The 24,759-nt window shown below is 58.1% G+C and carries 20 protein-coding genes; 13 read left to right on the top strand and 7 right to left on the bottom strand.

The genetic code is table 11. The features are described from left to right. Positions 1-409 precede the first annotated feature (409 nt). The 7 genes from NPS56_RS14485 to NPS56_RS14455 all read left to right on the top strand — a co-directional run bounded on the left by NPS56_RS14485 (position 410) and on the right by NPS56_RS14455 (position 10,991). Positions 410-2,620: a putative bifunctional diguanylate cyclase/phosphodiesterase gene (locus NPS56_RS14485; RefSeq protein ID WP_274075353.1), complete on the top strand. Its 2,211-nt coding sequence runs from the start codon at positions 410-412 to the stop codon at positions 2,618-2,620. A gap of 162 nt (positions 2,621-2,782) precedes the next feature. Beyond that, positions 2,783-5,782: a xanthine dehydrogenase family protein molybdopterin-binding subunit gene (locus NPS56_RS14480; RefSeq protein ID WP_274075210.1), complete on the top strand. Its 3,000-nt coding sequence runs from the start codon at positions 2,783-2,785 to the stop codon at positions 5,780-5,782. After that, complete coding sequence (locus tag NPS56_RS14475) at positions 5,779-6,585, top strand: FAD binding domain-containing protein (protein WP_060742345.1); 807 nt, start codon at positions 5,779-5,781, stop codon at positions 6,583-6,585. The genes NPS56_RS14480 and NPS56_RS14475 overlap by 4 nt, the downstream gene beginning before the upstream one ends. A gap of 2 nt (positions 6,586-6,587) precedes the next feature. Then, on the top strand, positions 6,588-7,088 hold the full coding sequence (locus NPS56_RS14470) for a (2Fe-2S)-binding protein (protein WP_274075209.1): 501 nt from the start codon (positions 6,588-6,590) through the stop codon (positions 7,086-7,088). 5 nt (positions 7,089-7,093) lie between these two features. Beyond that, positions 7,094-8,632, top strand: a complete 1,539-nt coding sequence (locus NPS56_RS14465; protein ID WP_274075208.1) for an AMP-binding protein — start codon at positions 7,094-7,096, stop codon at positions 8,630-8,632. Positions 8,633-8,651: 19 nt separating this feature from the next. Beyond that, positions 8,652-9,455 (top strand): enoyl-CoA hydratase/isomerase family protein, encoded by an 804-nt coding sequence (locus tag NPS56_RS14460; RefSeq protein ID WP_064596713.1) that lies wholly within the window; start codon positions 8,652-8,654, stop codon positions 9,453-9,455. 183 nt (positions 9,456-9,638) lie between these two features. Beyond that, on the top strand, positions 9,639-10,991 hold the full coding sequence (locus NPS56_RS14455) for an MFS transporter (RefSeq protein ID WP_274075207.1): 1,353 nt from the start codon (positions 9,639-9,641) through the stop codon (positions 10,989-10,991). Here the strand turns inward: NPS56_RS14455 and NPS56_RS14450 are convergent. Then, positions 10,984-11,769, bottom strand: a complete 786-nt coding sequence (locus NPS56_RS14450) for an alpha/beta fold hydrolase (RefSeq protein WP_274075206.1) — start codon at positions 11,767-11,769, stop codon at positions 10,984-10,986. The genes NPS56_RS14455 and NPS56_RS14450 overlap by 8 nt on opposite strands. Before the next feature lie 90 nt (positions 11,770-11,859). Between NPS56_RS14450 and NPS56_RS14445 the strand changes: the two genes are divergently transcribed. Together NPS56_RS14445 and NPS56_RS14440 are read left to right on the top strand one after the other, a co-directional pair. After that, positions 11,860-12,831, top strand: a complete 972-nt coding sequence (locus tag NPS56_RS14445) for an XdhC family protein (protein ID WP_274075205.1) — start codon at positions 11,860-11,862, stop codon at positions 12,829-12,831. A gap of 188 nt (positions 12,832-13,019) precedes the next feature. Further along, positions 13,020-13,874: a helix-turn-helix transcriptional regulator gene (locus NPS56_RS14440; protein WP_274075204.1), complete on the top strand. Its 855-nt coding sequence runs from the start codon at positions 13,020-13,022 to the stop codon at positions 13,872-13,874. A gap of 345 nt (positions 13,875-14,219) precedes the next feature. Here NPS56_RS14440 and NPS56_RS14435 read toward each other — a convergent pair whose 3' ends face one another. Together NPS56_RS14435 and NPS56_RS14430 are read right to left on the bottom strand one after the other, a co-directional pair. After that, positions 14,220-14,963, bottom strand: coding sequence for an SPOR domain-containing protein (locus tag NPS56_RS14435; RefSeq protein WP_274075203.1), 744 nt, complete (start codon positions 14,961-14,963; stop codon positions 14,220-14,222). A 364-nt stretch (positions 14,964-15,327) separates the two neighbouring features. Beyond that, on the bottom strand, positions 15,328-16,311 hold the full coding sequence (locus tag NPS56_RS14430; RefSeq protein ID WP_274075202.1) for an LLM class oxidoreductase: 984 nt from the start codon (positions 16,309-16,311) through the stop codon (positions 15,328-15,330). Between the two features lie 689 nt (positions 16,312-17,000). Between NPS56_RS14430 and NPS56_RS14425 the strand changes: the two genes are divergently transcribed. Continuing rightward, positions 17,001-18,308 carry an OprD family porin gene (locus NPS56_RS14425; protein ID WP_274075352.1) on the top strand — a complete coding sequence of 436 codons (1,308 nt, stop codon included), beginning with the start codon at positions 17,001-17,003 and terminating at the stop codon, positions 18,306-18,308. Positions 18,309-18,591: 283 nt separating this feature from the next. On the opposite strand, the gene NPS56_RS14420 is transcribed toward NPS56_RS14425, so the two are convergent. From NPS56_RS14420 to NPS56_RS14410, 3 genes are all read right to left on the bottom strand, one after another. Beyond that, positions 18,592-19,611 carry a zinc-binding alcohol dehydrogenase family protein gene (locus tag NPS56_RS14420; RefSeq protein ID WP_274075201.1) on the bottom strand — a complete coding sequence of 340 codons (1,020 nt, stop codon included), beginning with the start codon at positions 19,609-19,611 and terminating at the stop codon, positions 18,592-18,594. A gap of 10 nt (positions 19,612-19,621) precedes the next feature. Next, entirely contained in the window at positions 19,622-19,915 is a 294-nt protein-coding gene (locus tag NPS56_RS14415; RefSeq protein WP_064677804.1) for a putative quinol monooxygenase, read from the bottom strand. 189 nt (positions 19,916-20,104) lie between these two features. Further along, a complete protein-coding gene (locus NPS56_RS14410; protein ID WP_064677805.1) occupies positions 20,105-21,196 on the bottom strand; it encodes an NADH:flavin oxidoreductase/NADH oxidase in 1,092 nt (363 codons plus the stop codon). Between the two features lie 86 nt (positions 21,197-21,282). On the opposite strand from NPS56_RS14410, the gene NPS56_RS14405 reads away from it, so the two are divergent. Beyond that, the gene (locus NPS56_RS14405) at positions 21,283-21,585 is read left to right on the top strand and encodes an ArsR/SmtB family transcription factor (RefSeq protein WP_177010346.1); all 303 of its coding nucleotides are present in this window, start codon (positions 21,283-21,285) and stop codon (positions 21,583-21,585) included. Here NPS56_RS14405 and NPS56_RS14400 read toward each other — a convergent pair. Beyond that, positions 21,582-22,580 (bottom strand): zinc-dependent alcohol dehydrogenase family protein, encoded by a 999-nt coding sequence (locus NPS56_RS14400; protein WP_274075200.1) that lies wholly within the window; start codon positions 22,578-22,580, stop codon positions 21,582-21,584. The two genes, NPS56_RS14405 and NPS56_RS14400, sit on opposite strands and share 4 nt — an antisense overlap. Before the next feature lie 103 nt (positions 22,581-22,683). On the opposite strand from NPS56_RS14400, the gene NPS56_RS14395 reads away from it, so the two are divergent. Together NPS56_RS14395 and NPS56_RS14390 are read left to right on the top strand one after the other, a co-directional pair. Then, on the top strand, positions 22,684-23,571 hold the full coding sequence (locus tag NPS56_RS14395; RefSeq protein ID WP_274075199.1) for a LysR family transcriptional regulator: 888 nt from the start codon (positions 22,684-22,686) through the stop codon (positions 23,569-23,571). Between the two features lie 252 nt (positions 23,572-23,823). Beyond that, a complete protein-coding gene (locus tag NPS56_RS14390) occupies positions 23,824-24,639 on the top strand; it encodes a CmcJ/NvfI family oxidoreductase (protein ID WP_228732721.1) in 816 nt (271 codons plus the stop codon). Positions 24,640-24,759: the final 120 nt, after the last annotated feature.

The raw sequence follows: 24,759 nt of genomic DNA, 5'->3' as shown, positions 1-24,759 counted from the left end.
GATCCAGGTTTTATTCGAAATCTCAGGTTTCCAGGTGCAGCTCACATAAAGCGGGGAACCCTCTAATACACGATTTTACAAGTGGGCCATGTCATATGTTCATAGGCAGGCCGTTACTATGTTTTGCGGCAGGTCCGAAGGCTATTGGCGTGGAAATGTTCATCGGTCCAAGTTCATGGAAACCGGGCTGCAGCTTCCGAACTGTCCGGCCCAGCAGAACGGAGCACCCCGACCATTCCAGCCAAACGGCGGCAATCTGATACTGTTTTTTATGTTGGATCTGAGCCTTTTTTTAGCGGGTCGGTGCTCTATAGAGTGCGCGTCCGACGCACTAGTGGACAGTGATCGGCCGCCCACTGTTTCAGGCTCTCTGAAGACCGGACGACCTCGAGAGTCTTCAGGAACCACCATGAATACTCGTCCGAGCTTTCACAGCAAGACCTTCCCCGAGTCGCAACGTGACATTCTCGGCATGATCGCGACCGACCATCATCTGGGCGACATACTCTGCGCCATCTGTCAGATGCACGACGCACAGACCCCCGAAACTTTCTGCTCTATCCTGCTCACTGATGCCGAGGGCAAACACTTGCTAAGCGGCGCGGCGCCCGGGCTGCCGGCCGAGTACAGCGAGGCGATTCATGGAATGGCCATTGGTCCACAGGAAGGAACCTGCGGCACCGCAGCATTCCGGCGCGAGCTTGTGGTCACCGAAGACATCGCCCAGGACCCAAACTGGGAGCGTTTCCGCAGCCTGGCGCTGGGGCATAACCTGCGTTCCTGCTGGTCGGTGCCGTTGCTCTCCCATCAAGGAAACGTGTTGGGTACATTTGCCCTGTACCAGAACCGCGCCCATGCGCCGGACGAGGCGCAGATTCAACGATTGGCCTTTGCAGCCCAACTGGCAGTCATTGCGATCCGCCGCGAACGTGACGGCCAACGTCTGGAGGAAAGCGAACAACGTTTTCGATCATTGTTCACCTACAACCCCAACCCGGTGTTCGCCCTCGATCTGGCCGGCAACATCCAGAGTGTGAATCCGGCAGGCCTGAAGCTGAAACCGCACACCGCAACCGATTTCCTCGGTCATCACTTTTCCCGCCTGTTGCTCGAAGAAGACCTGGAACGGGTCAGTCAGCATTTTTCCGCAGCCCGCGCTGGAGAGCCTCAACGCTTCGAGGCACGGCTTCTCGACGAGAGTGATAAATTGCTGACCATGGACATTTCCAACCTGCCGATCATGGTCAACGGAGAGATCGTCGGGGTATTTGGCATAGCCCGAGACATCAGCGAGCAAAAGCATTTCGAGCGCCAATTGAGTTTCAACGCCAGCCATGACCGCCTGACCGGTTTGCTTAACCGTGTTTCGCTTGAAGACCGGCTTATGCTGGATTGTCACATCAGTCGTCGGCGCAAGCGTCGTCTGGCGGTGATGTGCATTGATCTGGATGGATTCAAATCCATCAACGATTCGATCGGGCATTACTTCGGCGATCAGGTGCTGATTGAGGTGGCGCAGCGTATGACCCGGCAGGTTCGTCCCGGTGACACCATCGTGCGCATGGGCGGTGACGAATTTATCGTGCTGCTGCCGGACCTGCTTCGTGATGAGGACGTTGTACCGGTGGTCGAGCGCTTGATGGCCAGCATTGCCAGACCCTACTGCATCCAGGGCATTGACCTGCACGTGAGTGCAAGTATTGGCATCACCCTGAGCGATGGTCACATCGAGCAGCCGATGCAGCTGATCCAGCAGGCTGACATGGCCATGTACAAAGCCAAGCAGCAAGGGCGCAACAACTTTCAGTGGTACACCAGCGATCTCAATCAGCGCGTTTGCGAGCACGCGAGCCTGCGCAATGACCTGCAAAAGGCTATCGAAACTCAATCGTTCAAGCTGCATTATCAACCGCAGATAGAGGCGCGCACGGGGCGGGTGGTCGGGATCGAAGCGTTGCTGCGCTGGGAGCATCCTGAAAAAGGATTTATCTCACCCGCAGTGTTTGTGCCGGTGGCAGAGGACAGTGGTCAGATCATCCCGCTGAGCCTTTGGGTACTCGATACGGCCTGTGCGCACTTGCGCCAGCTAGGCGAGCAGGGCATCACCGGCATCTCGATGGCGGTGAATATTTCGCCGATGCATTTTCAGCGTGGCCATTTCGTCCAGTATGTACAAGCCACCCTGGAGAAACACGGACTCTGTGGTGAGCAACTGGAGTTGGAGATCACCGAGTCGCTTCTGTTGCATAACGCTGAACAGGCGATCGACACATTGCACCGGCTCAAGGCGTTGGGGGTGTGCATTGCGCTCGATGATTTCGGCACCGGTTTTTCCAGCCTCAGCTACCTCAAGCGTTTGCCCATCGACAAGATCAAGATTGACCGCTCGTTCATCCAGGAAATCGCTACCGACCATCACGATGCAGCGATCACCCAAGGCATTATTTCCATGGCCCATCACCTCAGCCTGACGGTGGTCGCCGAAGGCGTGGAAACGGCGTTTCAGGTGGATTTCCTGAAGGGCAGTCGCTGCGATATTTTTCAGGGGTATTTCTTTGCCAAACCGATGCCCTATGCAGAAGTCGAAGCGTTCCTGAGCCTTCTCGCGTCCCATCCCTGACCGGCAATTCTGTCCGGTCCCAAACCTGAAAATCAGACGCTAAGGCAAATTGTCAGACTCCAACGCAGAACTCCCTCTCCCCAGGCAGGGCGCTCCCTGCGCCTTTCTCACACACTCGGCTCTAACGCTATCGCGCTGCAAAACAACAAGAGCCGCGAAAAAATGACTAGTTTCCAACCTGCTACCGAAAGCCAGACCGGCCACATCGGCGCCCGTCAGACCCGTGTCGAGGACGCCGCATTGTTGCGCGGTCTCGGCTGCTATGCCGATGACGCTGCGATCCCGCCGGGTACGCTGCATGCCGCAATTATCCGTTCACCCCACGCTCATGCGCGGATCACCTCGGTGGACTTTTCCAAAGCGCTGCTGATGAAAGGCGTGCACGGCGTGCTGGTCGGCGAAGACGTCAAACGCTGGGCGCTGCCGTTCCCGGTGGGTGTGCGTCAGCCGATGGAGCACTGGTGCGTCGCCGTGGACAAGGTGCGCTATGTCGGAGAGCCGGTGGCCGTGGTGATCGCCGAGAGCCGCTATCTGGCCGAGGACGCCATCGAAGGTGTGCGCGTTGAATACGAGCCGCTGCCCCCGATCATCGATCCCGAACGGGCCACCGCCGAACAGGCGCCGATCCTGCACGAAGCCGTCGGCAGCAACGTGGTCAACGAACGACGCTTTCGTTATGGCGAGCCGGAGCAGGCGTTCGAGCAGGCGCCGCACAAAGTCTCGCTCAAAGTGAAGTTTCCGCGCAGTTCCTGCACACCCATTGAATGCTATGTAGTGCTCGCTCAGTACGAGCGCGCCACCGGCATTTATGACGTGCTGGCCAATTTTCAGGGCCCCTATGCGTTGCACACGGTCATGGCCCGTGCACTGAATGTGCCCGGCAACCGCTTGCGTTTGCGCACACCGAAAGACTCCGGCGGCAGCTTTGGCATCAAGCAAGGGGTTTTCCCTTACGTGGTGATGATGGGCCTGGCGTCACGCAAGGTCGGCGCACCGGTGAAGTGGGTCGAGGACCGTCTGGAACATTTGCAGGGGGCTTCCTCGGCGACCAATCGGGTGACCGAAATTGAAGCAGCGGTAGAAGCAGATGGCCGCATCACCGCTTTGCGTTATGACCAGATCGACGATTGTGGTGCCTACCTGAGAGCGCCTGAACCGGCGACTTTCTACCGCATGCACGGCAACCTGACGGGGGCCTACGCGATCCGTAATTTGCAAGTGCGCAACCGAGTGGTGCTGACCAACAAAACCCCTTCCGGCCTGAACCGTGGTTTTGGTGGCCCACAGGTGTATTTCGCCCTGGAGCGTCTGCTGCAACACATCGCCGTGCAGTTGAAGCTTGATCCGTTGGACGTGATCCGCCGCAACCTGGTGCCGGCCGATGCCTTCCCTTATCGCGCGGCCGCCGGTGCGTTGCTCGATTCCGGCAATTACCAGGCAGGCATTGCCTTGGCGGCGGCTGACGGTGGACTCGACGAGTTGCTCGAACGTCGTGATCAGGCGCGTGCCGAAGGCCGGATCTACGGCATCGGTTATGCCGCCGTCATCGAGCCTTCGATTTCCAACATGGGATACATCACCACCGCGATGACACCCGAAGAGCGGCGCAAGGCCGGTCCGAAAAACGGCGCTGTCGCCACCGCCACCATCAACGTCGGCCCATTGGGTGACGTCAGTGTGCACGTGTCCTCGGCACCGCAAGGGCAGGGCCATCAAACCACCGTCGCTCAGGTCGTCGCTGAAGTGCTTGGGGTTGCGCTGGAATCCATCGTGGTCAACGTCGAACTGGATACCCAGAAGGACGCTTGGTCGATTGCCTCGGGCAACTATTCCAGCCGCTTCGCCGGCGCTGTGGCCGGTGCCGTCTACAAGGCGGCGCTGAAGATCCGCGATCGCCTCGCCGCGATTGCCGCCGAGCAATTGCAGGCCAGCCCCGAAGATATTCGTTTCGCCGGCGGCAAGATTTTTGTGGTCAATGGCGGAGCGGTCGCGCCATTCCATCGGATTGCCGGTGCGACCCACTGGTCGCCGGGCCTGCTGCCGGAAGGTGAAAGTGGCGGACTGCGCGAAACCGCGTTCTGGAGCCCGCCGCAATTGGTGGCCCCGGACGACCAGGATCAGGTCAACAGCTCGCTGTGCTACGGCTTTGTCTTCGACATCTGTGGTCTGGAAATCGACCGCATGACCGGCGAGATCCACATCGATCGCTACGTCACCTGCCATGACGCCGGCCGCCTGCTCAACCCGGCGCTGGTCGATGGCCAGATTCGTGGTGGCTTCACCCAAGGCCTCGGCGCGGCGCTGATGGAAGAGTTCGCCTATGGCGAGGACGGCAGTTTCCTCTCCGGGACCTTCGCCGATTATCTGGTGCCGACCGCACCGGAAGTGATCGAACCGATGATCCTGCACATGGAAACGCCATCGCCATTCACCCCTCTAGGCGCCAAGGGTGTGGGCGAGGGCAACAACATGAGCACGCCGGTGTGCATCGCCAACGCGGTGGCTGACGCCCTCGGTCGCTCGGACATCCGCCTGCCACTGACGCCATCGAAAGTACGCACGCTGATCGGGATCGAAGAGCCGCCACGGCCCGCAGGTATGGAGGCCGATGAAAACCTGGACGCAGCACCTGCCGGTGGACCGGCACTGCGGGCCAACGACTCGGTGGTGATTCCTGCTGCGCCGCAACAGGTCTTCGATACCTTGCTCGACCCGCAGACGCTGGCGGCAATCATTCCCGGTTGCCACGACCTCGTGCTTGAAGGCGAAAACCGTTACCGCGCAGACGTCACCGTCGGCGTCGGCATGATCCGTGCGCGCTTCGAGGCCAAGGTTGCCCTGAGTGATCTGGACCCGCCGCATTCATTGCGTCTGTCCGGTTCCGGCAGCAGCTCGATGGGTTCGGCCCAGGGTCAGGCCAAGGTGCGTTTCGTCCAACTGGAAAATGGCCACACACGTCTGGAATACCAATACCAGGTGGCGGTCAGCGGCAAAGTCGCCGCGGTCGGCGGCCGAATGTTGCAAGGGGCCTCGAAAGTGATCATCGGACAAATCTTTACTCGCCTGTCGCAACGGGTCAGCGGCCAAGCCATCTCCACCGGCTGGTGGGCGCGACTGCGGGCCTCGCTTGGCGCGCTGTTTGGCAAGGGAGGTGCGCAATGAAACCGGCTGCTTTCGATTACGTTCGGGCTGACACCCGTCGTCAGGTGGTTGAGTTGCTCGCCGAGTACGGCCAGGAAGCTCGCATCATCGCCGGTGGCCAATCGCTGATGGCAGTGCTGAACATGCGCCTGGCTCAACCCAAGTTACTGATCGATATCAATCATGTGGCTGAACTGGCCTATATCGAACTGCGCAAGGATTGCCTGGCGGTAGGTGCCGGGGTACGACAGGCGCAGTTGCTGGCGCGTTCGACCCTGATGGACGAGGTGCCTTTATTGGCACTGGCGATGCCCTGGATCGGTCACTTCCAGACGCGTAATCGCGGCACCGTCTGCGGTTCGGTGGCTCACGCCGACCCCAGCGCCGAGTTGCCACTGTGCCTGGTGACGCTGGGCGGCGAGATCGTTCTCGAGTCGAAAAAAGGCAAGCGCATCGTCAAGGCTGCCGACTTCTTCCAAGGCATTCTCACCACCGACAAGCGTGCGGATGAACTGGTCGTCGAGGTGCGTTTTCCGCTCAAGCGCGAAGGCATCACCTATCGCTTCCGCGAAATCGCCATGCGCCACGGCGACTTTGCCATTGTCTCCCTGGCCGCAGCCATCGGCGCGGATCAGGTCGAACTTGGCATCGGCGGGGTCGCTGACCGTCCACAACGTCGCAGTCTGCCTCGTGGTGCGGGGCTGCCGGACGCGCTCAATCAAACTGCCTGGTCGCTCGACGCACAAGACGATGTGCAGGCCAGCGCTGCCTATCGCCGCCAACTGATTCGCGAGCTGGGTCATCAGCTGATCGAAGGAGTCTGAACATGCGTGTAACTGCCGACCAAACCTTTCCGATTCGCCTGGAACTCAATGGCCGCTCCCGTGAAGCGCTGGCCGAACCGCGAACCCAACTCTGCGACTTCCTGCGCCACGACCTCGGTGCCACCGGTGTCCACGTCGGATGCGAACACGGTGTCTGCGGTGCTTGCACGGTGCTGGTGGACGGAGTCGCCATGCGTTCCTGCCTGATGCTCGCGGTACAGGGGCAAGAGCGGCGTATCGAGACCGTCGAGTCCCTGGCCGACGACGACACACTGAGCGACCTGCAACAAGCCTTTCGCCGTCATCACGCCTTGCAGTGCGGCTTTTGCACTGCGGGCATTCTCATGTCCTGCGTGGATTTTCTCGAACGGGTACCCAACCCGGACGAGACCCAGGTACGCGACATGCTTTCGGGGCATCTATGTCGCTGCACGGGCTACACCGGCATCGTCCAGGCCGTGCTCGAAGTCGCTGCCCAGCGCCAAACGAACAAAGGGGTATAACAATAATGTTCGATCTCGGACGCAGTTTTCTCGCTGCCGTTGAACGCCGACCGCACGCCGTGGCGGTCAGTGACGGTGCGTTGAAGAAAACCTATGAAGACTGGTTCGTCGATATCCAGAGCGCAGCGCGGGGCTTGCAACGCCTTGGGCTGCAACGCGGTGACCGACTGCTGGTAGCGATGCAGAACCGCTGGCAGATGGCGACCCTGCATTGGGCCTGTCAGTTTGCGGGCGTCGTCATGACTCCGTTGAACTGGCGTTCGACTGCCGATGAACTGGGCTACTGCATCGAAGATGCGCAAATCCGCGCACTGGCTTACGACGACGCGACCGTGGCCGCGGTGGCCGGTTGCAGCGCCGCCACCAGGCTGCCTCGGATCGCCGCGGGTATCCGTGCCGCCGACACCGACCTGAGTTTCGAGGAACTGTGTTCGCAGACCCCCTCCGACATCATTTTGCAGGCAGACGCCGAAGACTTTTCACTGCTGCTGTACACCTCCGGGACCACCAGCAAGCCCAAGGGCGTGCCCCGTCGGCACCGTAGTGAACGCGCCGCGGCGGTGGCCCACGTCGCGCAAAACCTCTACCGCCAGAACGAGTGCACGCTGGGTGTCATGCCGCTTTACCACACCATGGGCGTGCGTTCGTTGCTGTCCATGGCGCTGATCGACGGGCATTTCGTCTGTGTGCCGAAGTTCGACGTGGAAGCCACGCTGCAGGCCATCGAGCGGGAAAAGGTCAGCAATCTGTACCTGGTGCCGACGCTCTACCACATGCTCATCGAACACCCGGCTTTTGCCCGCGAGCGAGTAGCCAGTGTCGAGAAAATCGGCTTTGCCGGCGCGCCGATGAGCGATGGCTTGATGCGTCGCGTCGAGCAGGCGTTCCAGCCGCAATTGTTCGTCAATCATTACGGCAGCTCGGAAATCTACACCTTCACCATCGACCAGCAAGCCAGCCGCAAACCCGGTTCGTCAGGGCGCAGTGCAATGAACCAGCGCGTGCGCGTGGTGCCGATTGATGCTGAAACGCCGGACGTGCAGGTCAACCCAATGGAGGAGGGCCAGATCATCGCCGACCTGGCGAGTGACGAGGCGTTCGAAGGCTACCTGAACCGCCCCGAAGCGACCGCCAAGGCCTTGCGTGATGGATGGTATTTCACCGGTGACATCGGCTACTTCGATCTGGAGGGTGATCTGTTCGTCACGGGGCGTGTCGATGACTTGATCATCACCGGCGGCGAAAACGTCAGCCCGGCGGAAATCGAAAACATGCTCTCTCTGCACCCGGCAGTGGAAGAAGTGGTGGTGGTCGGTCTGCCCGACGAGCAGTGGGGCAAGATCATTGCCGCGTTTATCAAGTTGCGCGCCGAGGTCACGGAAGGCGACCTCGATGCCCATTGCATCACTTCGGGCCTGGCCAAATTCAAGCGGCCACGGCGTTACCAGTTCATCGATCAGATTCCAAAATCTCCAGTGGGCAAGGTGCTGCGGCGCGTGCTGCTGGCCCAATTCCAGGAACAGGCCTTGAAGGCCATCAGCTAATCATCCAGAGGACACTCTCATGCAACAACAAGCGATCCAGCAATTTCTCGACACTCAGTTCGATGGCTTCCAGGTTGAAGTCGATGTGTCCCGCGAGCGCGCCGACATCATCCTCAACCGCGCACCGTTGAACGTCATTTCCATGGGTCAGCGTGATGAACTGCGCCAGGTCTTCGAAGCCCTCGATGCACACAAAGGCGTGCGCGTCATCGTGCTGCGCTCGGTGGGTGAACACTTCTCCAGCGGTGGCGACATCAAGGGCTTCCTCGAAGCGTCGCCAGAGCACGTTTCCAAGCTGGCCTGGAACGTCGCGGCACCGGCACGTTGCGAAAAACCGGTGATCGTTGCCAACCGTGGCTACACCTTCGGCGTCGGTTTTGAACTGTCGCTGGCCTGTGATTTCCGAATTGCTTCGCAAACCACTCGCTACGCCTTGCCTGAGCAGAACCTGGGCCAGATCCCGGGCTCGGGTGGCTCCGCACGCCTGCAGAAAATCATCGGCATCACCCGCACCAAGCACATGGTGATGCGCGCCAAACGCATCACCGGCGACCAGGCCTATGCCTGGGGTATCGCGACCGAGGTCGTGCCGGATACCGAACTGGAAAGCACCGTCGATGCATTGGTCGATGAACTGCGTCGCTTCTCGCCGCTGGCTCAGCGCACGGCGAAAAAACTGATCAATGACAACGAAGATGCGCCGCTGACCGTCGCGATCGAAATGGAAGGTCACTGCTACAGCCGTCTGCGTAGTTCCAAGGACTTCAAGGAAGGCGTTGAAGCGTTTCACAGCAAGCGTGCGGCCGTATTTATCGGCGAGTAAATCGTACTGGCGAGCGGGCCCGGGAGTATGTTGGTAACAGCGTACGCCTTACGGAGCAGGGCCTGCCGCCCCTTCAATGCAACTGAAAGGGCACATCAAGGCATCACCGCTGACCTGCTGATTACCCGCAACCCGCGCACCGGGATGCAGAACGTTTCGATTGACCGTTTGTGTGAGGCAACCATGACTACGACAACAACAATAACTGCATCACCCGCCAGCGCCGCTACCGATACACCGCAGATTCCACCGGGCAAGGCCTTGCTCGCGGCATTTGCCTCGACATTCGGCTGGGCTCTGGATTTGTTCGACCTGTTCATTCTGCTCTACGTGGCGCCCATCATCGGCCGCCTGTTCTTCCCCTCGGACACCCCGACCCTGTCGCTGGCCGCGGTATATGCCTCGTTCGCCGTGGCCTTGTTGGTGCGTCCGCTGGGCTCGGCGATCTTCGGCGCGTACGCCGACAAACACGGCCGCAAGCGTGCGTTGATGGTGTCGATGGTCGGCGTCGGTATTTCCACGGCACTGTTTGGCGCCTTGCCGACCATTCACCAGGTCGGGGTGTTGGCCCCGATACTGTTTTTGGTCTTGCGGGTAATTCAGGGCATTTTCGTTGGCGGCATCGTCGCCTCCACTCACACCATCGGCACCGAATCCATCTCACCGCGCTATCGCGGCTTGATGTCCGGGTTGATCGGTGGCGCCGGTGCCGGCATGGGCGCGCTGTTGGCGTCATTCACTTATCTGGTGTTGTCGGAGATCTTTCCCGGGGAGGAGTTTGACGTCTGGGGCTGGCGCTTCATGTTCTTCTGCGGTTTGCTCAGCACGTTTTTCGGTCTGGTGATGTTCCGTTACCTGGAAGAAACCCCGGTCTGGCAGCAACTGCAACAAGCCCGCAAAACCAAGGGGCCGGCAATCGTGGTCGTGTCGCCACTCAAGCGTCTGTTCGGTCGCGAGTACCGCGGCGTGATGCTGGTCAACCTGCTGATTACGTTTGGAGGCGGTGCCACGTATTACCTGGCCTGCGGTTATCTGCCGACCTTGCTCAACGTGGTCGCCAAAGTGCCCCATACGCAGACTTCGCAGATGCTCATGTATGGGTCGGCGGCAACCATTGTCGGGGCACTGGCGTTCGGTTATCTGAGCGACCTGATCGGCCGCAAGAAGACCTTCATGCTACTGGGTGTGATCAACCTGGTGAGCCTGCCGATAATGTTCCTTGGTGTCGCCGAACCGGGCTCGCTGACCCGCACTGCGCTGTATTGCGTGGGCATAGGCTTCATGGGCGGGGCGATCATCGCGCCGATCCTGATCTTCCTCAACGAACGCTTTGCCACCGAGCTGCGAGCCAGCGGCACCGGGTTGTCCTGGAACATCGGTTTCGCCCTCGGCGGCACCATGCCGACCTTTGTGTCCCTGGTCAGCAGCAGCCCGGCGCAGATCCCCATGGTGCTGGCGATTTTCGCCGCCGGTCTGTCGGTGATCTACCTGATCGGCAGCGTGGTGATTCCGGAAACCCAAGGCAATTTCAAATAAAGGCGGGGAGGCGCTCCAGGAATTCGCAGATCAGCTGCAAGGTGCGCTCGGTCGCTTCGGTCTGGGGAAAGTGTCCGCAGTTGTCCAGCAACACACAGCGGCACGGCCCAGGCACCTGTCGCTGGATGACCACCAGTTGCTCGGGCGTGGCGTAGTGGTCTTCGCGACCCTGAATGACCAGCAACGGCTTTTCGATATAAGCCAACTGCGCTTCGAGATCATCCAAGGAAAAGTCCGGGTGCAACCAACTGTCGCTCCAACCGTGAAAAGCGCCATCGACATTTGTCCCATGGTGGCGTGCCAGGCGCTCGCGCAATTCGCCCAGATGCCAAGCCTCGGTGGTGTGGCGAATGGCATCGAGGCTCTCGGCCTCGACAATCACGTGAGGGGCCAGTGCGATGCTGCCCAACACGCGTGGATCGTTGGTGGCGGCATAGGCAAGGACGATGGATGCGCCGTCACTGTGACCGAGCAAGACCACTTGCGGCAGTTGCAAGGCATCGAGCAATTGCCGCAGTTCCCGAGGGCCGTCGCTGCTCAGGTAGTTCAGCGGACGCGGCAGGGTTACCGGGCTCGATTGCCCATAACCCTGACGGCTGTAAGTGACCACACCGTAACCGCTGGCCTGGGCCAGGCGCAGGGGGAAGTCTTTCCATTGGTCGGCGCTGCCGAGGCCTTCGTGCAACAGCACCAGTGTCGGTCGCGATGGGTCAGCCGGAGGCAGTTGGCGATGTTCCAGGCGCAGCGCCCCGAGTTGCAAAAACTGTTGTGGCGACATGTTGAATCAACGATTGAACAGGATTGCTCGCAGGTTACCGTAAACGCAACCCTGCAGGCAGCACCACGCTTTGCTTGAGGTACAGAAAATATGCGTCATCTCGATGTTCAGGTGATCGACCAGGCACTGCAATGGGCTCGCGCCGGGCAGGCCCAGTGGCTATGTACGGTGCTCTCCACCTATGGCTCGGCACCGCGTGCACCGGGTGCGATGCTGGTGACCAATGGCACAGGCGAACACGTCGGCTCGCTGTCGGGTGGCTGCGTCGAAGAGGAGTTTCTCGAAAGCCTGACGCGCGGTGAGTTACGCGAACCGGCGCAGATCGTCAGTTATGGCGACAGCGTCGAGCAACGCCACCGCCTGCGATTGCCCTGTGGCGGCGTGCTGATCGTGCTGGTCGAGCACCGCGCTGCCAGTCTCGAATGGATCGCCCACCTGGAGAGTCTGCAAGCAGCGTTGCTGGGTCAGCGTCGTCTGCTGCGTCACGTCGAACTGAGCAGTGGTGCCTTGCGCCTGGACCCGGACACCGGACACGGCAGCGAGCGGGTGCAAGTCGTCGACGAAAGCGTGCGCATCAGCGTCGGCCCGGCGTTACGACTGATTCTGGCGGGGCTCTCGCCGGTCGCCGAATTCTGCGCCAGTTTTGCCCGCGCCATCGGCTGCGAAGTCATCGCCTGCGATCCCCGGGAAGAGATGCTGCAAGTACAACTCGAAGGTGTGGAGATGCAACGCGTGCTGCCCTCGATGTTCATTGCCGCCGGAGGTTGCCACGCGGCGACCGCGGTGGTGGCGCTGACTCACGATCCGCGAATCGATGACCTGGCGCTGATGGAAGCGGTGCACACTCCGGCGTTTTACATCGGCGCCATGGGATCTCAGGCAACGTCGGCCAAGCGCGCCGAGCGGCTCAAACGCATCGGTGGTCTGACGGATGAACAGATCGCCCGTTTACACATGCCCATCGGCCTCGATCTGGGCAGCAAGGCCCCGGCGGAAATCGCTCTGGCGGTGGTGGCCGATATCCTGCGCGTTTATCACGGCAAAGAACGCCATGCCTTGTAAGGCGGTTTTTCCGACGAACGTGGGGGCTGCGAAAGTCGAGGTAGACGCTCGGTCATTCGCGCGCGATAGTGGCCAGCCAAGTGTTGCTGAACCATGGACCGATCGACGGGCTTGTGAAATAGATAAGCGCCCCGATGATATGCATTGAGGCCGATAACAATATCGCTTCAAGCGAGCGGAGGAATCTGATGTCGATTGCCCAACGGGTTTTCCACGGCAGGTTTGGCCGGGTCGCCTTGCTGAATATGGATCGTTCGCTGGTCACCCACACCCATTCCGAATGCCATGTGCTGGTCAAAGTGTCCGGCGAGGACACTTACTTCAACGTCCACGGTCGGCGGGTTCCGCTCAGCGATCGCACGGCGGTGCTGGTCAATGCCTGGGAGCCGCATTTCTACGATCCGCAGCCGGGTGCCGCTGCCACTGTCATCCTGGCGCTCTACATCGAGCCCGCCTGGTTGGCCACTGCCCAGCAGTCGCTGGCGCTCAGCGGTCGGCCGGACTTTTTTGCCCAGTCGTGCATCGAGCTGTCGAGCCGTAATCGCACCTTGGCCGACATCCTGGTCGCTGAAGCGCATGGCTGCGGGATCGTGCCGAAAGAGCGCCTGGAATTCATGCTGTTCGACTTCCTGATCGAACTGATCGAGGACTTTTCCAGCTGGCGGCATTTGTCGCAACTAGGGGCGCCAAACTCAGGTGAGTTCCGGGACGCGCGCGTGCGCCGTGGCACCGCCTGGTTGCTTGAGCACCTCGATGATCCGAACCCGATCGACAACGCCGCGCGGGCTTGTGGGCTGTCTAGGGCGCACTTCTTTGCGCTGTTCAAGAAAGATACCGGCATGACGCCGACCCTGTTGCTTAACGACGCGCGCATGCGTCGGGCTTTTGCCTGGCTTGAGCGTGAGCGCAGTGGAACGTTGGGCCTGTTGTCGGAGAATCTCGGATTCTCCGAGCAAGGTCATTTCACACGGTTCTTCCGTCAGCATATTGGAGCTTCTCCCAGCCAGTATCGGCGTGTAGTGGATTGTTATGCGACGGTTTGAACCGGGAGGAGGGCGGGGGGTATTTTAGGCAATACTCCCCTATGATGAAGTTTGACTTTAATATTGAAAGTTAGCGGCTTGAATAGTTACAAGCGTTGGGTCTGCCAAATACTCGGGAAGTCATAAATCTCATTCATGCGTTCTTCACGCATCAACTCAAGTTTCTTCTGAGTATCCGCATCTTTCAGCGAGCTTGTAGTTCAGCTCGCTGAGTTAAAAATGATTTTGTAAATTGGCGGCCAGGCAATTCTTCAGGGCGAGATAGGCTCTACCTCGCGATACTATCTTGCGTCATAAAATAAGTATCTATTTGTTCGAGGTCAGGCAGCGCTAAATAGGGTCGTGTCAATTTCCCGCCATCATCCATCCTCTAACACCATGACTTTCAGTCAACTCTTTCACGACTCGGGCCGCGTCCTGTTTCTGTTTGTACGGGCCGATGACTACAAAGTTGTTTTCTTTACGCGCTACCGGTAACTCCAGCTGTTGAATGGCTTTTTTGGCGCGATGTCGGCTGGGTGTGTTCAACGCAATTTCAATCACCCACAGGCCGGATGAAGACGTGGCTGAAGCAGGTTTTACAGCGTGGGAAATGAAGCCTCCACACGTCAAACACGGGCGTTCCAGCGTGATTAGCGACCTTGGCATGGTGCGAAAGACATGCCATTGCGGAACAATGGTTTTTTTGCGGGCGAAGAGTGCCAGGAGCAGGCCGGTAAAAGTAATCATACCGCTGAGAATAATCGTCCAGTTGTGTGAGGGTGTGGGCAATGAAGGCAGCGTAAGTACGGGTGATTCGTCTGGCTTTTCGAGTAAAAACTGTACGGCGTCAGCCTCCGTTGAATCGGTTATATGGAATCCGTTTTTCGCAATGGGTGCGAGCTCAACGGAATGTTTTGTATTGAGCTCTGTCGCAATTTTATTAGCGGCGTCATCGAGTAATTGTTCGAGCTTTGTCACTTTTTGCTGAATGTATGAATTGTCGACGTTATTTTGACAAATTGGTCCTGTGGACGTGTAGGTCCATAGTAGTGCTGATAGTTGCCCAAAAACGCCAGTTACCAGGAAGCCCAAGCCAAGCTTTCGCACGGCACCATCTCCAAATCAGGTGAATAGTAATTTGTCCTATTTGTCACGGATAAAACGGGGTTCTATTGTTGATCCTGGGATGGACTAAATTCTTGAGCGCGTCAGTGTGCCCAAGCGCCAAAATTAGTCGGCTGCTTTTTGTTGTTTTAAAGAATATCGGGCCTGCACTTTATAGACTGTTGGTTAACTAAAAAGGCTCAGATGATCGAAAAAGAACCGAATCAGATGGATTGCAAGGTGGTCCATTAAAGCAAATGACCTGCTCGAAGAGCCGTTGCAACCGATATTCCTTGAACAGGTATCGGCCTGATGATTCAACCTGTTGAACCGCACCACCTCGGCCGGCATGGAAGCGGCCGGCGTATCAATTCGCTCCGGGGCGCGGCTGTACTCCGAATTGCGGAACGATGTGAGTACCCAGTTCCTCAATAACTTGCGCAGCAGGGCGCTTTCCGTATTTGAGATTCAGGATAACGTGGTCCACTCCGATTTCCTCAAGCGACTCGAGCAAAAACCGGAGATGGTAGCGTCCAAGTTTGAACCCCAAATGAATGCGAGTGGGCGGCGTAGACGGGTTCTCATCAAGGTCGATGTAGAGCGACTGAGTGAAGGGCTTATAGACGGAGCCACATTGCTTTATGACCTCCTGCCGCCAATCTTCCACGATCATTCGCTGCATGTTCGGAATGCGTGGATAGTTGATCCATCCGACGCTTTCGCGCGCGATCCAGTCCAGTGACTGGCGGCTATTGCCGGTCACGAACATTGGAATGACTTGGGTTGTGGGTTTCGGAATGAGATCTGCGCCCCGCATCTCACCACCGCTCCAGCGAATGGGCTCAAAGCTGGTGCTGTGGGCTCGGCGAATCACCTCGTAGTGCTCGCGAAAGATTTCTCCGCGCCTTTCGGGATCGACGCCAAAAGCCGAAAACTCCACAGGGCGATCGCCGGAAGCGACCCCCAGTATCAAGCGACCTGCGCTCAACTGATCAACGCTGGCTGATGCCTTGGCCGTGTGTAGAGGATGGTGAACCGGGATGGCAATGGATGCTGTGCCAAGCGCTATCTCCGACGTATGAGCGGCCATGTAACCCAGGTAGACCCAAGGGTCGAACAGTTGGCCAACATCGCCGAAGCCGGGGTCCCGAAGAGGCACGTCGCGAAACCACAGCGCGCAGAAGCCCAGCGCCTCTGCTCGTTTGGCCAGTTCGACCTGGTTGAGCATGCTCGGAGTGTCGCCCTCGAAGGCCTCCAAAGGAAAGAATAATCCAAGGCTCAAATGGCCCTGAGTGAAGGTTCGGCTGAACCCTCGGTGCTGCTGATAAGGAATCGTGCTCGGCCGATACATACTCATTTTCCTCAATGGAAGAAACTTGAACAGCGCCCCTGTTTCCAGAGGTGCTACGGCATCGGTCGCTTGGGAACGACAGGTGGGGTTAGGGTGCAGTCTTCGCCCGTTGCGCTGTACATGTTGGTCGGGTCGACCGGTGTGAAGGGCCAGTTGCTGGCATGCGCGCGGGCGGGTCCGGATTGGCGATGAGCGGACGGTCAAAATAAATCAGATCGCTCCAGCCCGATACATCGCCTGAGCAAAAGCATGGGGACCATCCAACAAGCGTAGGCGGCTTTGCGCGGAACCGCCATGTCGTTCTCCGTCTCGGTACCCGTGACACAGGACGGGTCAGGTCATTGCGCTGAGCTTTTGGGTACTCGATACGGCCCTGGCACCGGGCATTTGGAATTGGAGACGACTGACAATGGGGTCCGGCCCCAGTCCTGACATTCAGACGATAAGGTTAATTGTCATACCCCAACGCAGAACTCCATCTGCCCAGGCAAGGCACTCCCTGTGCCTTTGTCACACACTCGGCTCTAACGCAATCGCGCGGCATAACAACACGTCTTCAAGCGCTGGCGGCACGCCCGGTTCGAGGCATGACGTCAAGGCCGACACGTGGCCCGTATGCTTATTTCCGTTGGCCTGGAAGATTTGCGTTGCTTCTATTACCTGAAAATAACAAATGGAGCGCAGTACAAGTGAGTAGAAAAACAATAACTGCAAGTTCGGTGTTTTTTTGCATGACGCTGAGTGCTCAGGCGCATGCTGACTTCCTGAGTGACAGCAAAGCCACCTTGGGAATGAGAAACTTCTACTTCAATAACGACAACCGCGATGGCATGGCCGCCCCTTCCAAAACCGAAGAATGGGCGCAGGGTTTCATGCTGGACTTCAAATCGGGCTATACCGGTGGCATGGTTGGCTTTGGCGTCGATGGCCTGGGGTTGCTGGGGGTTACCCTGGACAGCGGCCAAGGACGGCATGTCGGCAGCAGCATGATGCCTTCTGACGGTGACAACCGTGCCGTCGACGAGTGGAGCCGGCTAGGGCTGACCGGAAAAGTCAAAATGTCGGAAACGGAATTTCGCTACGGCACCTTGATTCCGAAACTTCCAATACTGGTCGCCAACGATGGGCGCGTGCTTCCACAAACCTTCGAGGGCGGTCAAATAACCTCGAACGAGTTCAAGGGGCTGACCTTGACTGGAGGTCGGATCAACCAGGCAACAGGACGTGGTTCGAGCGATCAGACGGGGCTGGCCGTTGCTGGTGGTACGCGTGAAAGCAATCAGTTTGACTTCGCCGGGGCCGATTGGAAAGTCAACAAGGATGTGACAGCTCAGTACTACTACGCCAGCCTCGATAACTACTATACGCAGCATTTTTTGGGATTAATTCACACCCTTGCTCTCTCGGACAATCAGTCCCTTAAAACCGACCTGCGCTATTTCAAAACTGACTCGTCAGGTGCAAATAGCTCCGGTACGTCTGGCTACAGAATGAGTGGCTACACCAAAGACGGTAGTGGAGAGATCGATAACCGCACCTGGAGTGCCGCGTTGATTTATACACTGGGTGGCCACGCGATTACTGCGGGGTACCAAAGTGTGTCGGATGGCAGCAACTTCACTCAACTCAGTCAGGGTAGCCTTTCTGACAAGGGCGCCGGTGGAGCAAGCCTGTATCTGTATACAGACCGTTTTATCCAGACTTTCACCCGCGCAGGCGAGCGCACAGCTTTCGGTCAGTATGCTTACGACTTCGCCGCTCTGGGTGTCCCTGGCCTGAAAGGCTCGGTCATGTACCTTTCTGGCGATAATATTAAAACTACGACAGGCGACAGCCAGAAGGAATGGGAAAGAGACATTAGCCTGGACTACGTCGTTCAGTCCGGAGCGCTCAAAGGCGTCGGGTTCGGCTGGCGTAACGGCAAGTCCAACAGCGAAGCGGCTCGTAGCGTAGATCAGAATCGTGTTTTTGTGAGCTATAGCCTTCCGCTTCTCTAACTATTGTCATGAGCGGTTAATTCCCAGCTTTGTTTTTGTTTTCAGAGCTAATGATGGATTCAGTCGTCTTGTTCCACTTGAAGAGCTTGGCAAGCGCTGCGGGCGCTGAGACCTGGAACTGATGGCAGACCTCTTTGGGCGTTAATCCCTCCGCCAATAACAGCAGAATTTTGGCCCGCAGCCCAAGACGTTGCCCCAGCCAGCCCATCCGCGACCAGCCTTGTAGTGTGGCGTGGTCAAATCGCATTAAAACGAATGGGGCGGCGGGTTTGTCTACACCCTCTTAGAAGCCTTCCAGCACGACCTTGCCCTTCGCCTTGCCGCTTTCCAGCAGAGCATGGGCACGACGAAGATTTTCTGCGCTGATGCGCCCGTAGTTGTCGCCAACGGTGGTGCGCAAGTCACCCGCGTCAATGCGCCGCGAAACTTCGTTGAGGATGTTGTGCTGCTCCTGTATGTCCTCTGTCTCGTAAAGCGAGCGGGTGTACATCAGCTCCCAGTGCAACGACAGGCTCTTGCGCTTGAGCGGTACGGCGTCCAGCGTGGCCGGGTCATCGATCAGGCCCAGCTTGCCCTGAGGCTTCAGTGATTCGATGATTTGCTCGTAGTGCCGATCGGTCTGGGTCAGGCTAGCGACATGGCTGACTTGTGCGATACCGATGCGCTTGAGCTCCTCGCTGAGTGGCTTGGTATGGTCGATGACATGATGCGCACCAAGCTCGGTGACCCAGGTCTGGGTTTCAGGGCGCGAAGCCGTACCAATGATCGTCAACCCGGTTAGCTGACGCGCCAGCTGAGTCAGGATTGAACCCACCCCGCCTGCAGCGCCGATGATCAGCAGCGTTTCGCCCCGGTCGGTGGTATCGCGTGCAACACCGAGGCGATCAAACAGTAATTCCCAAGCGGTCAAGGAAGTCAGTGGCAATGCCGCAGCCTTGCTGAAATCCAGCGACTGGGGCATTGAGCCGACGATACGCTCGTCCACCAGTTGCAGCTCACTGTTGCTGCCCGGGCGGATCAGCGATCCGGCGTACCAGACCCTGTCACCGGGCTTGAATAGCGTCACGTCGCTGCCGACCGACTTGACCACGCCGGCAGCGTCCCAGCCGAGGATGCGCGGCTGGCTTTCGTCCTCGTGCGGTACGTAGCCCTGCCGCACCTTGGTATCGACAGGATTGACCGATACGGCCTTTACCTCTACGAGCAAGTCGCGCGGCCCCGGCACTGGCTCGGGAATATCGATCTCCACCAAGGCGTCGGGATGTTCAATAGGCAGGCATTTGAAGTGTGCAATGGCTTTCATTCGAAGATCCTCAGGAGATGCGATACATTTTCGTGATGGTGAGCTTTTCAGCTGCACGTTCGATGAAAGGGAGCGCTGCCTGAAAATGCGGTGTCGCTTCGTGATCAGTCAGCGCCGCTTCGTCCCGCCACTGCTCGATCATGTGGAAAGTGCGAGCCTGCTCGGCATCACGATGGAAGTCGTACTGGATACAGTCCGCTTCGCCTCGGCTTGGGCCTTGCAGGCCCTGCAGCGTTTGCTCGAGCTCGGCTTCGAAGCCGGCCTTGGCGACCAAGGTGGCAATCAGTGTCAGAGGGGTGGTCATCAAACCTCCTGTCTGTGTGCGATATAAAGAGGGAGCGCATTGGCTGGCACGGAGTATCGAAGATGTCCATGCCGGCCATGCGGCCAAAAACCTGAATCCGGGTGAGAGCGCGACAACAATCTTGCCCGCTTGGGCATTCGACCAAGTTGATAGCCCTAAGGCCATGCGAGCGCCCTCGCTCCGGCGGGATCACCTGTAGCGTTCAAGCCAATGGGCATAGGGAGCGGGCAGGGTCCAGGCAGCACGCTCTACACCCAGCGCCTGGGCGGCTGAATAGGACCAGTTGGGATTGCCCAGGTGCGCCCGGCCAATCATCGCCAGGTCCAGTTGACCACTCTTCACCGCTTCTTCGGCGACGCTCGGCGTGCCGAAGCCCCATGCCGAGGCCACCGCAATCCCCGCCTCGCGCCGTACACGCTGGGTAACTTCGCCCATGAAACCGGGGGCCCAAGGAATGTTGGATTCAGGGATGGTGAACCCGATACTGACGCTGAGTAAGTCCAATCCACCGTCCTTGAAACGACGTGTCAGTTCGATAGCCTCTGACAAGGTCTGTTCATCCCGACCGTCGTATTCGATGACACCCAGACGAGCGGTCAGCGGCAAGTGCTCTGGCCATACTTCGCGAACCGCCGCCAGTGTTTCCAGCAGAAAGCGGCTACGGTTATCGAAATTTCCGCCATAGGCGTCGTCACGAAGGTTGGAGTGTTCAGAGAGGAATGACTGGGCCAGATAGCCATGGGCGAAATGCAGCTCCAACCACTCGAAGCCGGCTTCACGTGCACGGCGAGCGGCGGAGACAAAATCCTCGCGCACTCGGGCGATATCCTCCAGCGTCATGGCTTTCGGCTGCTTGGCGAGATGAGCGCCAAAGGCAACAGCCGACGGGGCGATGGTCTGCCAGCCACGCAAATCATCCTCGCCGATATGATCGTCACCTTCCCAAGGACGGTTCGCACCGGCCTTGCGCCCCGCGTGGGCAATCTGGATACCTGGCACTGCGCCGGCAGCCTTGATCGATTGCACCACCGGCACGAAGGCACGAGCGAGCTCATCATTCCAGATACCAGCGCAGCCAGGCGTGATCCGTCCTTCGGGTGACACGGCGGTCGCCTCGACAACCACCAGTCCCGCCCCGCCACGCGCGAGGGTGGCATAGTGCACAGTGTGCCAATCGTTGATCAGGCCATCATTGGCCGAGTACATGCACATGGGGGGAATCGCGATCCGGTTGCGAAGGGAGACATCCTTGAGCGTGAAAGGTTGGAACAGTGCAGACATCAGGTTTTTTCTCCGAGGGATACTATTACTATTGTTCGATAATATTCGAACTATTGACCTATAGCAAACCCGTGTATGATTCGCTCATGCGCCCCTTCAAACACCTTCCTCTCAGCGAATTCGTTCTTGAGCGTCTGTTTTACGCCTTGAGCGACCCTGTACGCCTGGAGATTGTCCGGCGCCTCGCCGAGCTGGGAGAGGCCAGCTGCGGCGACCTGGACGGTGGCCGCGCGAAGTCCACCATGTCCCATCATTTTCGGGTGCTGCGTGATGCCGGCCTGGTTCAAACCCAGACCATCGGCACGACCCACATGAATTCGTTGCGCAGGGAAGACTTGAGTCACCGTTTTCCGGGCCTGCTGGAAACGATCCTGTCCCAGCACGACTAAGCCTGTCGCTCAATGACGACTTTGCCAATGGCACGGCCTGACTCAAGGCGATCATGTGCCGCGCTGACACCCGCAGCAGTGAAGTCATGACGCTCATCAATCAGTGGTTTAACCAGGCCGCGATCAACCAGGGCGGCCAGTCTTTGCAGGATCTCGCCATGGTGCTTGCGGCCTTCGTTATGAATGATCGAAATAGCCATGAATACAAAGTCGAGTCTCAATGCCTTAAAGTGCATTTCGGTCAGATCGTAGCTGTCGTAACCGATGATCGAGACAACATGGCCCTTAAGCTTCGCGGCTTTCAGTGAGTTTTGTAAGACCTCACCGCCCAAGGTATCGAAGACCGTATCGAATCCTTTTCCTTCGGTGATTCGCTGACTGTATTCCTGGGGCGTCTCGCTGTTATAAAAAATAATCTCATCGGCGCCCAGTTGACGGGCAATTTCCGCTTTTTCTGGCGTTGAAACCGTCGTCGAAACCCTGGCCCCCAGGATCTTGGCCAATTGAATGCCTATGTGCCCAACACCACCGGTGCCACCATGCACCAAGACGTTGTCATTGGGTTTGATCGAGGCTCGGTCGATCAGCGCCTCCCAGGCCGTAATTGCCACGAGCGGCAAGCTGGCTGCTTCGCCAAAAGAGAGCGACTTGGGTTTTAGAGCAAGCATCTCAGCATCGGCCTCCATCTGATCTGCCAGCGCACCGGGAATCCCCACGATGCCGCCGAAACAGCCATAGACTTCATCGCCTACGTTAAAGCGGGTCACACCAGCACCAATGGAGCTGACCACCCCTGAAACATCGATGTGAAGAATTGCCGGAAAAGTCAGACCGGCCGTACCTTCGCTGCCCCGACGAATTTTCTTGTCCACTGGATTCACGCTTGTCGCCCGCACGTCGATAATCACATGACCTGGGCGGGCAACGGGGTTTTCCGTATTAATTTCTACAAAAAGGTCTGAGTTACCATGCTGATTCATCACAATGGCTTTCAAGGCTTAAACTCCGAGGAACAATAGGCCAACAAATTTATCATCAGTAATATGGGATAAATACGCTAGAATTATTGAATCTTTCGGTCCTTTTGGTTGGTAATAAATGCTGGATTCCATTGATGAATTGCGGTTGTTTATTGCTGTTTTCGAGGAGGGTTCCATCCGCGCAGCGTCCGAACGAATGGGGATGACTGCCGCAGGCGCAAGCAAGCGTCTTCTGGCCCTTGAAGACAGCGTTGGTCGGAGACTTTTTAACCGCACCACCCGCAAGCTAAGTCCCACTTCGGACGGTGAGAAGCTTTATCAACACGCACTAAGCATCCTGGAAAGCGTCGAAAAAGCGGAGCGAGGATTTTTCCAGAAGACCGAGATTACCGGTCATCTACGCATAACCGCTTCCGCGACATTTGCCCAAGGTTATTTATCGAGCGTCGTGAGCAGTTATCTCAAACGCTACCCTGGCGTTATCGTTGATTTACACCCGACAGATCAACTGGTTGATTTGGCCGACCATGGTACCGACCTTGCGATTCGGCACGGAGTAATGGCCGATTCATCCCTGATCGCGCAGAGGATTTCTGCGTCCCGACGTCTGATTTGCGCCGCCCCCCAATATTGGGAAAAACAGGGTATGCCTACCTCTCCAAAAGACTTAACCACGCTGGACGGCCTCATCGTCGGAAAAGATTCCAGTTGGACCATGTCCCGAGGAGGCGTTAAAAAAACATGCAAAATACGCAACCGTTTTTCATCCAGTTTGGGGGAAGTGGTTCGCCAGATGGCAATAGATGGGCATGGAGTAGCGCTGCTGATGGACTGGCATATACGAGATGATCTTGATTCAGGAAAGCTGGTGGAGGCATTTTCCGATTGGGCCATTGAGCCGCCGGTGGGAATCTATGCGGTATACCCTTCAAGAGAAAACATCGCTCCGACTGTTCTCAGTTTTGTTGCTCATCTCAAAGAGTGGGTCGCAGCCCACCCCGTTTAAACTGAGTGCTGGTGGGCGACAATCCACCTTTTGAAGCGCTTTCGTTTTTTGCTTTCTGAATTTGGTCAAGCTGCACGTCGGTGTCGGGGTAGGTATGTCCTGTTCTACCGGTCGGGGACCATGCACCTCCGGGTGCATTTGAAAGTGTCCCTTGGAAAGCATACGATCGAGGATGAGGCTGTTTACAGGCAAGCTATAGCGCCGCCACGGTGACACCACGCCGAATGCGCTCAGCAGACCGGGAGGTGTTACTTGAAGTGCACAACTGATATGCCCGCTGGCGTCATCACAAAACTCACCTACCTGGTCAAGCACGATGCGAAGCCCTATGTGCATACCGAGGCTCTGACCGGTAACAGTGAACCACACTACTTTGCTGAGCAGGAGGAGCGCGAGGTCACGATACACAACGGTCGTCCGTTGGCAGACAGCCTTTCTCTGGACAAGCAGGGGTTTGAACTCCATCGGCGGGATACGGTGGTCGACGATCTCTACGACGATACCTCAGTGGAAAGCGTCTACTATGACGAGGTCAAGGCCTTGATCAAGGAGTTGACGGGCGCGAGCCGGGTCGTCATCTTCGACCACACCAGGCGCAGCGACGCCGAGCGGCGGGATATTCGCGGGCCAGCCAGCCGTGTGCATAATGACTACACCGACCGCTCGGGGCCTGAACGTATTCGCGACGTGCTGGGCCAGGATCAGGCCGCCGCACGGGTCTCGGTGGCCCAGATTAACCTCTGGCGCCCGATGAGCGGCCCCGTCAAGCGCTCACCGCTGGCGGTGCTGGATGCCTCGACGCTCGACCCCAATGACCTGCTGGCCACCGATTTGGTCTATCCGGATCGTATCGGTGAGATCTACCACCTGGCCTACAATCCGCAACAGCGCTGGTACTATTTTCCGGACATGCGCCGTGACGAAGTCTTGCTGATCAAGGGGTATGACTCACGTCACGACGGCCGTGCCCGCTTCACGCCCCATACCGCCTTCAAGGACCCCAATACGCCGCCGGGAGCCCCGCCGCGCGAGAGTATCGAAGTTCGCACCCTGGCCTTCTTTGATTAGGTTTTTGCCGCTTGGCGCGGGCCTCCCGCAGCGCTGTGTTTGCCCCCGTGCTTTCCAGGCGAACACCCGCTTTGGTTGGTAGGGATGTATGGATGTGCGCGGATAGCTGATCCACCCGTG

The sequence above is a fragment of the Pseudomonas putida genome, from assembly GCF_028682635.1.
Lineage (GTDB): Bacteria > Pseudomonadota > Gammaproteobacteria > Pseudomonadales > Pseudomonadaceae > Aquipseudomonas > Aquipseudomonas putida_AE.
Note: the sequence above shows the minus strand (reverse complement) of the source record. Positions and strands in the feature narration are given on the sequence as shown.

Coding starts and splice junctions, on each gene's coding strand:
- NPS56_RS14485 (WP_274075353.1), top strand. CDS start 410: ATGAATACTCGTCCGAGCTTTCACAGCAAGACCTTCCCCGAGTCGCAA.
- NPS56_RS14480 (WP_274075210.1), top strand. CDS start 2,783: ATGACTAGTTTCCAACCTGCTACCGAAAGCCAGACCGGCCACATCGGC.
- NPS56_RS14475 (WP_060742345.1), top strand. CDS start 5,779: ATGAAACCGGCTGCTTTCGATTACGTTCGGGCTGACACCCGTCGTCAG.
- NPS56_RS14470 (WP_274075209.1), top strand. CDS start 6,588: ATGCGTGTAACTGCCGACCAAACCTTTCCGATTCGCCTGGAACTCAAT.
- NPS56_RS14465 (WP_274075208.1), top strand. CDS start 7,094: ATGTTCGATCTCGGACGCAGTTTTCTCGCTGCCGTTGAACGCCGACCG.
- NPS56_RS14460 (WP_064596713.1), top strand. CDS start 8,652: ATGCAACAACAAGCGATCCAGCAATTTCTCGACACTCAGTTCGATGGC.
- NPS56_RS14455 (WP_274075207.1), top strand. CDS start 9,639: ATGACTACGACAACAACAATAACTGCATCACCCGCCAGCGCCGCTACC.
- NPS56_RS14450 (WP_274075206.1), bottom strand. CDS start 11,769: ATGTCGCCACAACAGTTTTTGCAACTCGGGGCGCTGCGCCTGGAACAT.
- NPS56_RS14445 (WP_274075205.1), top strand. CDS start 11,860: ATGCGTCATCTCGATGTTCAGGTGATCGACCAGGCACTGCAATGGGCT.
- NPS56_RS14440 (WP_274075204.1), top strand. CDS start 13,020: ATGTCGATTGCCCAACGGGTTTTCCACGGCAGGTTTGGCCGGGTCGCC.
- NPS56_RS14430 (WP_274075202.1), bottom strand. CDS start 16,311: ATGTATCGGCCGAGCACGATTCCTTATCAGCAGCACCGAGGGTTCAGC.
- NPS56_RS14420 (WP_274075201.1), bottom strand. CDS start 19,611: ATGAAAGCCATTGCACACTTCAAATGCCTGCCTATTGAACATCCCGAC.
- NPS56_RS14415 (WP_064677804.1), bottom strand. CDS start 19,915: ATGACCACCCCTCTGACACTGATTGCCACCTTGGTCGCCAAGGCCGGC.
- NPS56_RS14410 (WP_064677805.1), bottom strand. CDS start 21,196: ATGTCTGCACTGTTCCAACCTTTCACGCTCAAGGATGTCTCCCTTCGC.
- NPS56_RS14405 (WP_177010346.1), top strand. CDS start 21,283: ATGCGCCCCTTCAAACACCTTCCTCTCAGCGAATTCGTTCTTGAGCGT.
- NPS56_RS14395 (WP_274075199.1), top strand. CDS start 22,684: ATGCTGGATTCCATTGATGAATTGCGGTTGTTTATTGCTGTTTTCGAG.